Annotated in this window: 12 protein-coding genes; 7 read left to right on the plus strand and 5 right to left on the minus strand. The window is 67.8% G+C overall.

What is annotated here, in order from left to right; genetic code table 11:
- Nucleotides 1-55: 55 nt before the first annotated feature.
- The 3 genes from W5W_RS0103780 to W5W_RS0103790 form a co-directional block, all read right to left on the minus strand.
- The gene (locus W5W_RS0103780; RefSeq protein WP_017194405.1) at nt 56-751 is read right to left on the minus strand and encodes a hypothetical protein; all 696 of its coding nucleotides are present in this window, start codon (nt 749-751) and stop codon (nt 56-58) included.
- A 138-nt stretch (nt 752-889) separates the two neighbouring features.
- Complete coding sequence (locus W5W_RS16610; protein WP_029574059.1) at nt 890-1,123, minus strand: helix-turn-helix domain-containing protein; 234 nt, start codon at nt 1,121-1,123, stop codon at nt 890-892.
- A 50-nt stretch (nt 1,124-1,173) separates the two neighbouring features.
- Entirely contained in the window at nt 1,174-2,004 is an 831-nt protein-coding gene (locus W5W_RS0103790) for a hypothetical protein (RefSeq protein WP_154650234.1), read from the minus strand.
- Between the two features lie 335 nt (nt 2,005-2,339).
- Here W5W_RS0103790 and W5W_RS0103795 point away from each other — a divergent pair, with 335 nt between their 5' ends.
- The 4 genes from W5W_RS0103795 to W5W_RS0103810 all read left to right on the plus strand — a co-directional run bounded on the left by W5W_RS0103795 (nt 2,340) and on the right by W5W_RS0103810 (nt 9,661).
- The gene (locus tag W5W_RS0103795; protein WP_017194408.1) at nt 2,340-5,054 is read left to right on the plus strand and encodes an ATP-dependent Clp protease ATP-binding subunit; all 2,715 of its coding nucleotides are present in this window, start codon (nt 2,340-2,342) and stop codon (nt 5,052-5,054) included.
- Between the two features lie 201 nt (nt 5,055-5,255).
- Nucleotides 5,256-5,978 carry a TetR/AcrR family transcriptional regulator gene (locus W5W_RS0103800; protein ID WP_017194409.1) on the plus strand — a complete coding sequence of 241 codons (723 nt, stop codon included), beginning with the start codon at nt 5,256-5,258 and terminating at the stop codon, nt 5,976-5,978.
- 532 nt (nt 5,979-6,510) lie between these two features.
- Nucleotides 6,511-8,703 carry an NAD(+) synthase gene (locus tag W5W_RS0103805; protein WP_017194410.1) on the plus strand — a complete coding sequence of 731 codons (2,193 nt, stop codon included), beginning with the start codon at nt 6,511-6,513 and terminating at the stop codon, nt 8,701-8,703.
- 163 nt (nt 8,704-8,866) lie between these two features.
- Nucleotides 8,867-9,661 carry an HAD-IIB family hydrolase gene (locus W5W_RS0103810; RefSeq protein ID WP_017194411.1) on the plus strand — a complete coding sequence of 265 codons (795 nt, stop codon included), beginning with the start codon at nt 8,867-8,869 and terminating at the stop codon, nt 9,659-9,661.
- Nucleotides 9,662-9,713: 52 nt separating this feature from the next.
- Here W5W_RS0103810 and W5W_RS14550 read toward each other — a convergent pair whose 3' ends face one another.
- Entirely contained in the window at nt 9,714-10,952 is a 1,239-nt protein-coding gene (locus W5W_RS14550; protein ID WP_017194412.1) for a serpin family protein, read from the minus strand.
- 264 nt (nt 10,953-11,216) lie between these two features.
- Here W5W_RS14550 and W5W_RS0103820 point away from each other — a divergent pair, with 264 nt between their 5' ends.
- Entirely contained in the window at nt 11,217-11,666 is a 450-nt protein-coding gene (locus W5W_RS0103820) for a GNAT family N-acetyltransferase (protein WP_008731034.1), read from the plus strand.
- A 44-nt stretch (nt 11,667-11,710) separates the two neighbouring features.
- On the opposite strand, the gene W5W_RS14555 is transcribed toward W5W_RS0103820, so the two are convergent.
- Nucleotides 11,711-13,129, minus strand: coding sequence for a serpin family protein (locus tag W5W_RS14555; protein ID WP_017194413.1), 1,419 nt, complete (start codon nt 13,127-13,129; stop codon nt 11,711-11,713).
- A gap of 314 nt (nt 13,130-13,443) precedes the next feature.
- Between W5W_RS14555 and W5W_RS0103830 the strand changes: the two genes are divergently transcribed.
- Both W5W_RS0103830 and W5W_RS0103835 read left to right on the plus strand, forming a co-directional pair.
- Nucleotides 13,444-13,881 carry a PTS sugar transporter subunit IIA gene (locus W5W_RS0103830; RefSeq protein WP_017194414.1) on the plus strand — a complete coding sequence of 146 codons (438 nt, stop codon included), beginning with the start codon at nt 13,444-13,446 and terminating at the stop codon, nt 13,879-13,881.
- Complete coding sequence (locus tag W5W_RS0103835; protein WP_008732298.1) at nt 13,881-14,375, plus strand: PTS sugar transporter subunit IIB; 495 nt, start codon at nt 13,881-13,883, stop codon at nt 14,373-14,375. Before W5W_RS0103830 ends, W5W_RS0103835 begins: the two co-directional genes overlap by 1 nt.
- Nucleotides 14,376-14,387 lie beyond the last annotated feature (12 nt).

Consider the following 14,387-nt stretch of genomic DNA (forward strand, 5'->3'; position numbering starts at 1 on the left):
GGGGACTTCTTGAGCGGGCTGCCGTTGACGTCTCCGGTGTCCGGGCGTCAGGGCGTCAGGACAGCGTGGATGTGATGGTTTCGGTCAGCTCCTGAGTGCGAGAGGCGTCCATTGTCATCACCGTGATGGCTGCCCAGCCGCCGTTCTTCGTCGGGGCTGCGATGACGGCGCCCTGCCCCTCGCCGGCCTGAGTGGAGAGCGTGTAGGTCAGGATGGCGACCTCTCCGAGCGAGGTCTGGGAGGTGGAGTATTCGCCGGGTGTGCCGCCCTGCAATTTGATCTGCTGTGCCATGACGTCCTCGGTCGGCAGGGCGGTGACTCCCTGTACGGGAGCGACGTTCGTGTTCTCGGCGAAATTGTTGTCATCGGGCTGCGTGGCCATGGCCTGCAGCTCTAGCCCCGAGAGCAACTGGCGTATCTGGTCGGGGTCATTGCCCGACTTGTTGGCGATTTCCTCGATCTTCTGGTCGTCCTTGAGATCATCGCCGGTCAGCACCTCCCAGTCTCCGGGGACGGCGAAGGAGAGATTGGTCGTGGGGGCTGTGACCGTTTGGTAGCCGTCGGGCGCCGGCTGCGCGGCTACGGTCGTCTGCTGGTCGCCCTGCGTGGCCTTACCCGTGCTCGCCGAGTCCGTCGCTTGTGCCGAGGCGCTTTCCTTATCATTCGAGGGATTGCTGTGTGAGCATGCTGCGAGAGATGTGGCCAGAAGTGCAGTGGCGACGAGAGCGGTCGCGCGGTGGAAGGTCTTCATGATCGTCTCCTGAAGTCGCAGAGGTTAAGGAGTCGTACAGTACGCGACGATACTTGAAGCGGTATTGGGGGGAAGTCCCCGGCGGAAGTGGCCCTCAGTGATTCTCAGTGGGCGAAGTCGAGGCGCCCGGCTCGCTCGTCAGTCGGCCGCCCCGGATGCGATCTCCAGCAGGTCGCCGACGCCGCATCCCAGAGCCCCGCACACGGCCACCAGAGTGCTGAAGCGGATCGCCTTGGCGCGCCCGTTCTTGAGCACGGACAGGTTCACGGCGGTCACTCCGACCTGCTCGGACAGCTCGACGAGCGTCATGCCGCGCGTCTCCAGGAGCCGGTCGAGATGGCACACGATGCGCGGCTCCTCTTTGTCCCCGATTCGTCCTCTCGCGCTTCCGCCGGCTGCGGTCCGACGCTCCTCGACGGCGGTCATACCAGTCCCTCGGTCTCCGCGCGCAGCTCGGCGTTCTCGGCGGTGAGCTCGCCGGCGCGCTCGCGGGTGCGGCTGAGCGCGCTCAGCACATGGGACAGCACGATGAGGACGAGCAGCCCTGCCAGGAACGGGTCGGGGCTCTTGGTCGGCAGGGTGATGAACCAGTGGCGCTCCGCAGAGGCGTCCGCGGGGTAGATCGACTCGTTGGCGATCCAGTCGGTGATGATCGCCAAGGCGATCGACAATCCGTACGCGGCCGCCCCGGTTGCGAGGAGGCGCTTGCCGCGCGTCATCAGCAGCCTCCACCAGTCGGCCCGGTCCGGGCGGATGGCCGCCAGTAGATGGATGAACAGGCCTCCGCAGACTGCGATCAGACTGACCTGGGCTGTGATGAGTGCGCCCATGAGCAGCTGGGTGGTGGGGGACAGGGCGGTGAGATCGCCGTAGGTCTGCGAGGAGGTGGAGGTGTCGATCTCGGGGGCGAGGGCGGCAACTCGATCGATGCCGTCGGGGAGTGCGGGTTGCGAGGTGCTCGGCAGATCGGCGAATAGGACGAGCAGGCCGTGTCCGCGCAGAAGGTCCTCGAGGACGCTGAGCAGCGGGTAGCAGGTTGTCAGCCACAGCAGGGCGGTGATGACCGAGGCCGTCACGAGGCTTCCGAAGCCGATCGTGGGCGAGTCGGTCCACCGCTCCCACCGCTTCCACCGCTTTCGAAACGCCCGCCATTGCCGCCGTCGCACCGCCGCTCGTGTTCGCCGTCCGGTGCTCGCCGGTGGCGCTGCGGCGCCTTCGGTCTCGTTTGGTGTCGTGGTCCCGGTGGCTGTCATGGTGCCCTCCTCGCCGAGAGCTTCGACGTCAACATATCGTTTATCGATATGGTCTGCTCGTCGCCTCGTGTCAAGGGGGTGATCCGGCGCCCATGCCCGACGTTGAAGTCACCCGCATGGCGCTCGCCACTCAAGAAGTTCGGGTTCCATTAAGTTGAGTGGAATACGCTCAATCTTGGTGAGGTTGTACGGGCTGGAGACACCAGGGCCTGCGGGTTCATCAATCCGTGAATGGGAATTCGACCGCCGGGCGCGCATCGGCGCAGCCGGAGGGGCGGAGCCCCGATCACCCGCCGGAGCCCGGTCCGTCTGAACGACAATCAAGGAGATCCCATATGGACACGAACTACACCACCCGCTCGCAGGAGGCCATCTCCGGAGCCATGCAGGCCGCAGCCGCGGCCGGCAACCCCCAGATCGACACGCTTCACCTGCTCGCCGAGCTCCTCGGTCAGGAGGACGGCGTCGCCGTCGGCCTGCTCGCCGCCGTCAATCCCGACGCCGGCGCTCTCCAGACCATCGGCGCCGCAACGCGCCGCGCCCTGACCCAGCTTCCGGCGTCCTCCGGCAGCTCGGTGAGCCAGCCGCAGCCCTCCCGCGGCCTGCTCGCGGCTCTCGAGGCCGCTTCCAACGAGGCCAAGAGACTCGGTGACGAGTACATCTCCACCGAGCACCTGCTCATCGGCATTGCCGCGGGCAACCCCTCCTCGGACGCCGCCGCGCGCATCCTGGCCGACAACAGCGCCACTGCCGAAGCGCTGCGCGACGCCCTGCCCAAGGTTCGCGGTGGCGCTCGCGTCACCTCGCCCAACCCCGAGGGCACCTACAAGTCCTTGGAGAAGTACGGCACCGACCTCACCGAGGCCGCCCGCGCCGGTCAGCTCGATCCGGTCATCGGCCGCGACGCCGAGATCCGTCGCGTCGTCCAGGTCCTGAGCCGTCGCACCAAGAACAACCCGGTGCTCATCGGCGAGCCCGGCGTCGGCAAGACCGCCGTCGTCGAGGGCCTGGCCCAGCGCATCGTGGCGGGCGACGTGCCCGAGTCCCTGCGCGGCAAGCGCCTGATCGCCCTGGACCTGGCGGGCATGGTCGCCGGCGCCAAGTACCGCGGCGAGTTCGAGGAGCGCCTCAAGGCCGTTCTGAAGGAGATCAAGGACTCCGACGGCGAGGTCATCACCTTCATCGACGAGCTCCACACCGTGGTCGGCGCCGGGGGCGGCTCCGAAGGGGCCATGGACGCCGGCAATATGCTCAAGCCCATGCTCGCCCGCGGTGAGCTGAGGCTGGTCGGCGCCACCACGCTGGACGAGTACCGCGAGAACATCGAGAAGGATCCCGCCCTGGAGCGCCGTTTCCAGCAGGTCTTCGTCGGCGAGCCCTCGGTGGCCGACACCGTCGCCATCCTGCGCGGCATCGCCCCCAAGTACGAGGCCCACCACCAGGTCACCGTCTCCGACGGCGCGCTCGTGGCCGCGGCCTCCCTGTCCGACCGCTACATCACCGGCCGTCAGCTGCCCGACAAGGCCATCGACCTCATCGATGAGGCGGCGTCCCGCCTGCGCATGGAGCTGGACTCCAGCCCCGTCGAGATCGACGAGCTCCAGCGCCGCGTCGACCGCATGCGCATGGAGGAGTCCTACCTCGCCGACTCCATTGAGGAGGAGGGCTCCTCCGCCGACCCGGCCGCCGTCGATCGCCTCGAGCGCCTGCGCGCCGAGCTGGCCGACGCCTCCGAGCGCCTGACCGCTCTCAACGCCCGGTGGGAGGCCGAGAAGGCCGGTCACAACAAGGTCGGTGAGCTGCGCGCCGCCCTCGACGAGCTGCGCACCAGGGCCGACCTGGCCGAGCGCGAGGGCAACTTCGAGGAGGCCGGGCGCCTGCGCTACGGCGAGATGCCCGCACTGGAGACCCAGATCCGCGACATGGAGGCCGCTCAGGCCGCGGCCGATGCGGCCGTCATCGGTCCCGACGGCGTCGAGCGCGACAACGGTCCCGCACCCGAGCCCATGATCGCCGAGAAGGTCGGCCCCACCGAGATCGCCGAGGTCATCTCCTCCTGGACCGGAATCCCCGTGGGCAAGCTCATGGCCGGCGAGCAGAAGAAGCTTCTGGAGATGGAGGACGTCATCGGCGAGCGCCTCATCGGGCAGGCCGCCGCCGTGGCCGCCGTGGCCGACGCCGTGCGCCGCTCGCGCGCCGGGGTGTCCGACCCGGACCGCCCCACCGGATCCTTCCTGTTCCTCGGCCCCACCGGCGTGGGCAAGACCGAGCTGGCCAAGGCCCTGGCGGACTTCCTGTTCGATGACGAGCGCGCCATTGTGCGCATCGACATGTCGGAGTACTCCGAGAAGCACTCCGTGGCCCGCCTGGTGGGCGCCCCTCCCGGGTATGTCGGCTACGAGGAGGGCGGCCAGCTCACCGAGGCCGTGCGGCGCCGCCCCTACTCGGTGGTGCTGCTCGATGAGGTCGAGAAGGCCAACCCCGAGGTCTTCGACATCCTCCTGCAGGTGCTCGACGACGGCCGCCTCACCGACGGCCAGGGCCGCACGGTGGACTTCCGCAACGTCATCCTCGTGCTGACCTCCAATCTGGGCAGCCAGTTCCTCACCGATCCGCTGCTGAGCCCGGAGGAGAAGCGCAAGGAGGTCATGGCGCAGGTTCGCGCCTCCTTCAAGCCCGAATTCCTCAACCGGCTCGATGACACCCTCGTCTTCGACCCGCTGACCAAGGAGGAGCTGGCTCGGATCGTCGATATCCAGCTGGCCAAGATGCAGGACCGCCTGGCGGGCCACCGGCTCACCCTGTCGGTCACCGACGAGGCCCGCACCTGGCTCGCCGACGAGGGCTACGACCCCGCCTATGGCGCCCGTCCGCTGCGTCGCCTGGTTCAGCGCGAGATCGGCGACGAGCTGGCCCGCATGATCCTGGCCGGCGAGGTCCTGGACGGTCAGGAGGTCGTCGTGGATGTGAGCCCCGACGGCGTGCTCGCCGGGTTGTCGCTGACCGCCCGCGGCGAGGCCTGGGCGCCCAGCGCCACCAGCGCCGTCTGATCCTCCGCCCACCCAATCTCGCCGAGATCGGTCGTACTCCGCACCGAGATCGGTCCACTTCCGGCTCGAGATCGGTCGCGCTCGAGCGGGAGTGCGAAAGAGCTTTCATGACCGGTCATGTGAGACCCGTTGCTGGAGAAGCGTACGGGCTCCATGGCCGGTCATGGATCTACATGAATCTAACAGTGACACAATGCTGGTATGACCCGTGCGAACAGTGGCGACAACGCAGCCTCCGGTGGTCATTCAGCTGCGTCTGCGCAGGGCGAGCGGCGCAGGCCCGGCCGGCCCAGAGTCGGCAGTGAGGACAAGCGCGAGCGGGTCCTCAATGAGGCCATCAAACTGTTCGGGGCCCATGGATATGCCGGTACGTCTTTGTCGGACATCGCAACGGCGTCGGATATCTCGAAAGCGGGACTTCTCCACCACTTCTCCTCCAAGGAAGAACTTTTCGCTCAAGTCCTCCAGTGGCGCGATCAAGATGATTTCGCCGGCTTCTTGGGGGGAGGTGCGATTGAGGACCCCTGGGAACTGCTTCATGCGTTCGCGACGCTGGTCGCGCACAATGCTGCTCATCGGGATCTCGTGGCGATCTATACGGCGACGGCCATGTCCGTGCTCGATGCCGATCACCCGGCGCACCAGTGGTTCGCCGGCCACTTGACGGAATCGGTGACGATGATCGAGAACGCCTTGGAGCGCGGTAAGGAAGCGGGCTCGGTGCGTGCGGAGGCTCCGTCGAGGATGATCGCCCGATCGTTCGTGGCGCTCAGCGACGGGCTGCAGATCCAGTGGTTGTGCTCGACGACGCCGGGAAACGCCGCGGATCAGCGCTTGTCCACCACGATGGTGCCCGAGGTCCGCTTCTTCATAGACGCTCTGCGGGAGCAGTGGGGGTTGTTCCCGCAGGCTGCGGGGCACTGATCGCCGGTCGAACGGCGGCCGCGCTGGAGCCGGACGTAATCCGATCCCCGTTCGAATTCAGTGTGCGCCTCGGCGTGTAACTGGACCGATCTCGACATGGCACCGATGATGGTCCACGGGAGTGCAGTGCGCTCCCCGACGGTTCTCCGGCAGGTGTTGCGATCATGACCTGCCGGAGAACAGAGGGAGGCCCCGACACCTTGCGGTGCGGGGCCTCTCGCCGGGCTCGGGGGCGCGGTCCCTGAATCGCGACATCCCCGAACGCAGCGGCAGTCAACAGGGTCCCTGATCCCCTCGTGTCGTCTGCGTTCCGACAAGGAAGACTATATGGGTTCCGAGCTCGGAAATCCATTCCCGCCCCGCGAGAATTCCGCGAGATTCCGGTGATCCATGATAACGAAACGATATCGATTCAATCTATGGGGTAACGGAACGATAACATCGAGTATGTGAAGGGTGTTCTAACGGGTTTGAAAGGTGCTGCCGTCGATTCGAGAACCGTCCCTCTCGCAGCTCATGGGAGGATCGTCACATGCATCAGGACGCACCTCCGCCGCCCCCCGCTGGACGGCCGACCATCGAGTTCCGCTCCGCCTACGACCAGGGCTTCGCGCGCGTCGCCGCCGTGACCCTTCCCGTCGCGCTGGCGGATCCTGCGGCCAATGCCGCCGCGATCATCGAGCAGGCCCGCAGTCTGTCCGACGACGGCGTGTGCCTGGCCGCCTTCCCCGAACTCAGCCTGACCGGCTACTCCATTGACGACCTGCTGCTCAGCGACGTGCTGCTCGACGAGGTCCTCGCCGCCATCGAGACCATTCGCGCGGCCTCCGCCGGCCTCCTCCCGGCGATCATCGTCGGCGCGCCCCTGCGGGACGGCAGTCGCCTCTACAACTGCGCCGTCGTCATTCAGGGCGGTGCCGTGCGCGGCGTCGCACCGAAGTCCTACCTGCCCACCTACCGCGAGTTCTACGAGAAACGGCATTTCGCGAGCGGAGACGGCGCGCCGGGCGCTCAGCGGATCCTCCTGCCCGCAGTCCGCGCCGGTGCAGAGGCCGCCGCCGTCGGGAACGCCGTCGGGGACCGGGATGATGGCGTCCGCGTCCCCTTCGGCCCGCATCTGCTCTTCGAGGTCGCCGATGTGCCGGGCCTGACCTTTCACGTGGAGGTCTGCGAGGACATGTGGGTGCCCGTCCCGCCGTCCTCCCTGGCGGCTCTGGCCGGGGCGACCGTACTCGTCAACCTCTCCGGCTCTCCCATCACCGTGGGCAGGGCCGAGGACCGCAAGCTACTGGCCCGCGCCTCCAGTGCTCGGAATCTGGCCGCCTATGTCTTCGCGGCCGCCGGGCAGGGGGAGTCATCCACGGACCTGGCCTGGGACGGCCAGACCTTCGTCTACGAGAACGGCGAACTCCTGGGGGAGACCGAGCGCTTCCCCGATGGGCCGCGGGCCACGGTCGTCGACGTCGATATCGAGGGGCTGCGGGCCGAACGGCTGCGCCAGGGCTCCTTCGAGGACAACCGTGCGGCGCTGAGTAGGGCCGCGGCTCCCGCCGGGTCTGACGGCTCGAGCCGATTCCTCACCCTGAGCATTGAGCCCCGGGAGCTGCGAGTGCCCCGCACCGACATCGGCCTGCGCCGAGCGGTCGACCGCTTCCCCTTCGTGCCAGACGACCCGGCCCGCCTCGCCCAGGACTGCTACGAGGCCTACAGCATTCAAGTGGCCGCCCTCGCTCAGCGGCTGCGGGCCATCGGCCTGCCCACAATCGTCATCGGCGTCAGCGGCGGACTGGACTCCACCCATGCGCTCATCGTCGCCGCCCGCGCCGTCGACCGCCTCGGCCTGGGCCGCGAGCACATCCACGCCATCACCATGCCCGGGTTCGCCACGAGCGAGGGGACCAAGAGCAATGCGCTCGCGCTGGCGCGGGCGCTCGGCTGCCACGTCGAGGAGCTCGACATCCGTCCCGCCGCCGAGCAGATGCTCACCGCCATGGGCCACCCATACGGGCGCGGCGAGCGGGGGCGCGAGGTCTACGACGTGACCTTCGAGAACGTTCAGGCCGGGCTGCGCACCGACTTCCTGTTCCGCATCGCCAACCAGCGCGGCGGCATCGTGCTCGGCACCGGCGACCTGTCCGAGCTGGCGCTGGGCTGGTGCACCTTCGGGGTGGGCGACCAGATGGCCCACTACGGGGTCAATGCCGGCATTCCCAAGACCCTCATTCAGCATCTCATCCGCTGGGTGGTGGCCGAGCGGATCTTCTCCGACGACGTTGGGCGGGTACTGCTGGCCATTCTCGGTACCGAGATCAGCCCCGAGTTAGTGCCGGCCGATGATGGCGAGCCCATCCAGTCCACGCAGGCGAAGATCGGCCCCTACGCCCTGCAGGATTTCACCCTGTGGCATGTGCTGCGCCGCGGCTCCCGGCCGAGCCGCATCGCCTTCCTGGCGGAGAAGGCGTGGGCGGATGCGAGCGCGGGTCAGTGGCCGGTCGGGCTGCCGGAGGAGGAGAGGGTCGCCTACGACTTGGCGACCATCAGGAGGTGGGAGTTGCTGTTCCTCCGACGCTTCTTCTCCAACCAGTTCAAGCGCTCCACGCTGCCCAACGGCCCCAAGGTGGTGGCGGGCGGTTCGCTGTCCCCCCGGGGCGACTGGCGCATGCCGTCGGATGCCGCAGGCGCCGCCTGGATCGCCGAGCTCGAGCGCAACGTCCCGCCGGCCTGAGCCGTCCAGGCCGTCCAGCCGCCGAGATCGGTCGTACTCCGCCGCGAGATCGGTCGTACTCCGGCTCGAGATCGGTCGTACTCCGGCTCGAGATCGGTTCGGTTCCGCATCGAAATCGGTCAGGACGGCACTTCGAACCGATTTCGGCCCGTAGGCTAGGGCGATGCGCAAGCTCCTGTCCACCGACATCGATGGCACGCTCCTGTTCAATGCGACCATCTCCCCGACTGATCTGGCCGCCGTCACACGCTGGCGCGACGCCGGCAACCTCCTCGTGCCCAACACCGGACGGTCGGTGGCCGCGCTGCGCTCGGCCCTGCGCGGCTACGACCTGGCCTTCGACTATTCCGTGCTCTACACCGGTGCCGCCCTGATCGGCCCCGACTACGGCGTCCTGGAGGCCCGGACCCTGCCCGATAGCTTCGCCGAGGAGATCCTCGACATGCTCGAGGGCGAGACCGGTGTCACGGTCTTCGTCACCACGCTCGACGGCGACCTTCAGCTCTACGACTCGATCGGCTCCGATACCGCCCTGCTCACTCTGTTCTCTCAGGCGTCCCGTACGGATCTGGCCGGGCGCACCGTCGTCGGCGTCCCGCTGCGCATCACCGATCCTGCGCTCCTGGCCCGTGTGCAGGCCGAGATCGCGCACCGCTGGGGCGACGTCGCCATCGCCTTCCAGAACCAGGACTTCCTCGACATCGTGCCCGCCGGCTCCTCCAAGGGCGCGGGCCTGACCGCGCTGGTCGATCTCCTCACCGCCGACGACGGCCCCTACCCGGGTGAGCGCATCGAGACCTGGAGCGCGGGCGACTCCTGGAACGACATCTCCATGCACGAGGCCGCCGACCACGCCGTCGCCATGGACGGGGCGCCCCCCGAGGTCCTGGCCGTCTGCGAGCGCACGACGACGTCGGTGGCGGCTCTGATCGACTCGGCCCTCGCCGGCTCCGACTGAACCGCGCCCCTCAGCCCGCCCGGCCGGTGCTGGCGGCGGAAGCTGCGCCCCCCTATGCAGCGGGGTCCAGGACGGCGGCTTCGATGAGGGCGATGCCGGAGGTCAGGTCCACGATCCGCAGGACGTAGGGGTGGTCGACGGTGAAGTCGATGGGCTCCTCCGGGCGTGGGGGCGCTCCCGTCCGAATCTTGATCTCGGTGAGGGCGGCGGCGACGGTGCCCGCCTCGGCGACGACGAGCTTGACCTGTTGGACGATCTGGCCCACCAGTAGATCCGGGGCGATATGGTCTTGGAAGCCCAGTCGCACGCCGAGACTCTTGACGACGCCTGTGAGGTCAGTGGGCTTTGAGGATAGGTTGAGTCGGGGGAGGCGGAGGTGCACGTTGGTGGTGGTTCCTGCTGTCTGGGCGGCGGTGAGGCGTCGGGTTGCCTCGCCCCAGGTGGTCGGCGGCAGGTCGATGGGGGAGCTGACTTTTCTGGGCAGGATGACGTCCATGGCCAGTGTTTCGGACCCTGCGGCCGAGCCGCCTGCGCTGCCCGAGTCGCCCGCGCCGTCAACGTAGCGCAGCCTCAGGGCGCGCCAGTCCGGGCCGGTCACGAAGGTCAAGCGCCCGGTTCGGCTCATGAGGTCGGCGCGGGAGGTCGAGCCGTCTGCGCGGGTGAATGGCTGGCGCTCAGCAGTTGCTGCCGCATTAAAATGCTTCGCCCAGCGGGCGGCGAACAGGAGGGCGTTCTGCACCACGAGGCGGGTCAAGGGGGTGACGTTGATGGCGGATTCCTTGATGAGTCCGCCGGTGTGCAGGTTGGCCCAGGCGTCGAGGGCGGCTTTGGCCTTAGGGCGCTCGGCCCTGTTGACCTCGGCGCCGTACCAGCGCTTGGCGTTGCCGAGGTAGTCCTGTGTCGGCTGTGTCTGTCCGATGGCCAGGATGTTGTTGGCGATGTGGAGCAGGGGGGTGTCGGGGATGGCCTCGGGGTTGAAGTCCTGCAGCTGCTGGGTGTCGGCGACGTCGAAGCGCTGCAGGCTGCGCTGAACGGCGGACCAGACGCGGTCGCGGGTCTTGGCGTCGGTATCGACGCCAAGCATGGCGTCGATACCGGTGCCGTTGTCTGCCGCTCCCGCGCGCAGGGTCGCAAGCGCCAGGGCGAGCCCGACCGGGCAGGCCAGGACATTCCCGCTCGCGCCGCTGTCTTCGCCAAGCCGGCTGGTGAGTCTGGTGAGCATGGCTGCGCCGATCGCATCGCAGGCCGCCACAGCTCCGGCCAGCGCACCGTTCTGGAGATCGCTGTTCATGCGGAGAAGTCTGTGGGATGTGCGCTCAGACGTCGAGATAGACATTTTGGGATGAGATCGACGGTGGCGCCGTCTGTTTCGTTCCAAAAAGTCTGTCTCGACGCGGGGAGGGTCGGGGAGTCCGGAGAGGGCGCGGCCTGAGCGGTCACAAGCGCCCGCACGAGCCTCCGAGGCCGGTAGGCTCCACTCGGGCTGCGTCGAGCAGACGCCGCAGTCGCAGAGCAGAACCGAGCAGAACGCAGTGACAGCGTAAGAGGAGAGTCCATGACTGTTGAGATCGTTGCCCAGTCCACACCTGAGCTCGTCGAGGCGATGGAGCGCCTCATTCCCCAGCTCTCCCGCTCGGCTCCTGCGCTGACCGCCGAGCAGTGCGAGGCCTTCGTGGCGCAGGAGGGCGTCTACCTGTTCGTCTTCCGGCCGGACGAGCCGGCTGCAGACGGCACTCGCCCGATCCTGGGCATGCTTACTCTGGCGACCTTCTCGATCCCCACCGGTCTGCGCGCCTGGGTGGAGGACGTCGTCGTCGATTCCGCCACCCGCGGCCAGGGCGCCGGGCAGGCGCTCGTCGAGGCGGCCGTCGCCCACGCCGGCACGATCGGGGCCCGTACCGTCGACCTCACCTCCCGCCCCACCCGTGAGGCTGCGAACCGCCTGTACCGCCGCTGCGGCTTCGAGCTGCGCGAGACGAACGTGTACCGGTACTCCGGAAAGTGAGGCTCCGGGCGGGCTCCCGCCTGTCTGGGGAGCCCGCCCCGGGCTCAGCCTGCGGGGTTGAGGATGGCCGCTTCGATAATGGCCACGCCCGAGGACAGGTCCACGATCCGCAGGACGTAGGGGTGGTCGACGACGAATTCGACTGCGCCCGAGTCATCGACCGATGTCACCCCGACGCCGACTTCTGTGAGTGCGGCGGCGACGGTGCCCTCCTCGTCGACGATCAGTCGCACCTGTTGGACGGCCTGATTGACCGCGAAATCGGGGGCGATGTGGTCCAGCGACCCCAGGTCCACGCCCAGATCCGACAGGACGGGGAAAAGATTCATGACTCCCGAGGCGAGATTGAGCTTCGGCAGCTTGAGGGCGACCTGCTGCTGGGATTCAGTCTCGGCGGCGGTCAGGGCCGTGGTCGCCTCGCCCCAGGTGGCCGACGGCAGGTCGGCGGGGGAGCCGATGGCATCGGGCAGGATGATGTCCATGACCAGGTTGCTGGAGCTGCTGGAATCGGAGCCCGACGCCGTCGCGGTCGACTCCGGCCCGGCTGAATAGGGAAGCCGGAGAGCGCGCCAGCCCTTCCCGGTGACGAGGGTGTAGGAGCCCGTGCCGGTCATGAGGTCGGCGGTGGACGCGGAGCCGTCTGCCAGTGTGAACGACGCGCCTTGCCGCGTGTCCTCGGCCTTGAAGGGGACGGCCCAGCGGGCGGCGAAGAGGAGGGCGTTCTGCGCCACGAGGCGCATGCTGGGGTCGATATCGATTCCGGACTCCTTGATGAGTCCGCCGGTGTGCAGGTTGGCCCAGGCATCGAGGGCGGCTTTGGCGTCGTCGACGGGGACGCGGCCCAGGTCGGAGGCGTACCAGCGCTTGGCGCTGTCGAGGTACTCCTGGTTGATGACGGTCTTGTCTCCGATGGCCAGGATGTTGTTGGCGATGTGGAGCAGTGGGGTGTCGGGGATGGCCTCGGGGTCGAAGTCCCGCAGCTGCTGGGTGTCGGTGACGTCGAAGCGCTGAAGGGTCTGCTGGACGGCGCTCCAGGTGGAGTCGCGGGTCTGGGCGTCAGCATCGGCGCCAAGACCCAGTGCGGCGTTGACGCCCTCGCCGGGGCTCTCCGCCCCGGCGTACAGGAGAGCCATGATGAGAGCGATGCCGATGGGACAGGACAGGGCGTTGGCGGCGCCGTCGTCACGGAGCCGGGTCGAGAGCATGCTCGCGCCTATGCCGGCGCAGGCCGCCGCCGCGGTGGTCGCGCGCTGCCCGTCCAGACTGACGGATTCGGTGGTCATCGTCGAGGGCAGCCAGTCGATCTTGGCCAGCGCATCGTCGCGGACCTTGTCCGGCGAGCCGTGGCTGCAGCCGGTCAGGGCGCCCATGGAGGCCAGAGCCGCGAGCGCCGAGAATGACTGGAGGGCGCTGCGGCGCGGGAAGAGGCGCGACGGGTGGCGGGCGAAGTCGGACGTGCTCATAAGCACAGTCTCCGATGCGGCCGGAGATGCTGTCAGTCGGATTGACGGGGAGTGCTGCCCCTTGCGAGGCGTGCCGCAGCTCGAGTGGACGCGGCGGTCGGCGGCAGCGCGCCATCGAGCGCGGGTGCGGCCTAGTGGAGGACGAGCCCGATCGGCAATTGTGAAATGAGACACAAAAAGGCTTGTTGTGGCCGAATGGCGGACGTTTGACATGCCGTATACCTGTGATACAGGTAACGTGCCTCCTGCCTAACGTACATCGAATTCTCTGCTCGACCCGAGTGGGGAACTGCGCGATTCACGAAGGAGTGCGCATGGTTGCTGTGATCGTCGCCGCCCACGGGCATCTGGCGGAGGGATTGATCGCCTCGTCCGCCATGATTGCGGGGCCTCAGGAGGATCTTGTCGCCGTCACCTTTGAGTCCTCGGAGGGGCCGGATGACCTCCTCGCCAAGTACGCCGACGCCGTCGAGAAGTCTCCGAGCGACCAGTACCTGATCCTGGTGGATCTGCTGGGAGGCAGTCCGTACAACGCGGCGGCGCGCTTCGCCGCTGCGCGTGAGGATGCCGACGTCGTCACCGGAGTCAATCTGCCCATGCTCATCGAGGTTCTCGGCGGACGCCTGACCGGCGGGACTCTGGCCGAGCTGGTTGAGAAGGCCCGGACCGCCGGAGCCGGCGGCGTCAAGGTCCTGTCCGAAGTTTTCACCCCCACCACTACCGATTCCGACGACGAAGGAGACGAGCTCTGATGGATGTCAAGCTCCTGCGCATTGACTCACGCCTGGTCCACGGCCAGGTCGCCAACAACTGGGCGGGAAGCCTCGGTGCCGAGGCCATTCTTGCGGTGTCCGATGGCGCCGCCAATGACGAGCTGCGCAAGACGCTCATGCTGCAGACCGGCGGCGGCAAGGTCAAAGTCCACGTCCTGGGCGTGGAGAAGGCCGCGCGCGTCTACAAGAACCCGAAGTACGAAGCCCTCAAGGCCGTCATCGTCGTGGAGACCCCGGCGGACGTGGTCCGGCTGCTGGATCTGGGCATTGAGGTCGATGAGGTCAATGTCGGCGGCATGACCTTCAAGCAGGGCACCAAGGCCCTGTCCCAGGCCGTCTACATCTCCGATGACGACGCCGCGGCCTTCCAGGAGATCGACAAGCGCGGCATCACCCAGTACATCCAGCAGGTTCCCTCGACGAGCCGCTCGGATCTCATGGAGGCTCTGAAGTCCAAGGGCTTCATCTCCTGAGACTCTGCGCCT

The organism is Actinomyces massiliensis 4401292, assembly GCF_000269805.1.
Lineage (GTDB): Bacteria > Actinomycetota > Actinomycetes > Actinomycetales > Actinomycetaceae > Actinomyces > Actinomyces massiliensis.

Excerpts from the sequence above, each read along its gene's own strand:
- W5W_RS0103780 (WP_017194405.1), bottom strand. The coding sequence starts at position 751 with ATGAAGACCTTCCACCGCGCGACCGCTCTCGTCGCCACTGCACTTCTG.
- W5W_RS0103790 (WP_154650234.1), bottom strand. The coding sequence starts at position 2,004 with ATGACAGCCACCGGGACCACGACACCAAACGAGACCGAAGGCGCCGCA.
- W5W_RS0103795 (WP_017194408.1), top strand. The coding sequence starts at position 2,340 with ATGGACACGAACTACACCACCCGCTCGCAGGAGGCCATCTCCGGAGCC.
- W5W_RS0103800 (WP_017194409.1), top strand. The coding sequence starts at position 5,256 with ATGACCCGTGCGAACAGTGGCGACAACGCAGCCTCCGGTGGTCATTCA.
- W5W_RS0103805 (WP_017194410.1), top strand. The coding sequence starts at position 6,511 with ATGCATCAGGACGCACCTCCGCCGCCCCCCGCTGGACGGCCGACCATC.
- W5W_RS0103810 (WP_017194411.1), top strand. The coding sequence starts at position 8,867 with ATGCGCAAGCTCCTGTCCACCGACATCGATGGCACGCTCCTGTTCAAT.
- W5W_RS14550 (WP_017194412.1), bottom strand. The coding sequence starts at position 10,952 with ATGAACAGCGATCTCCAGAACGGTGCGCTGGCCGGAGCTGTGGCGGCC.
- W5W_RS0103820 (WP_008731034.1), top strand. The coding sequence starts at position 11,217 with ATGACTGTTGAGATCGTTGCCCAGTCCACACCTGAGCTCGTCGAGGCG.
- W5W_RS14555 (WP_017194413.1), bottom strand. The coding sequence starts at position 13,129 with ATGAGCACGTCCGACTTCGCCCGCCACCCGTCGCGCCTCTTCCCGCGC.
- W5W_RS0103830 (WP_017194414.1), top strand. The coding sequence starts at position 13,444 with ATGGTTGCTGTGATCGTCGCCGCCCACGGGCATCTGGCGGAGGGATTG.
- W5W_RS0103835 (WP_008732298.1), top strand. The coding sequence starts at position 13,881 with ATGGATGTCAAGCTCCTGCGCATTGACTCACGCCTGGTCCACGGCCAG.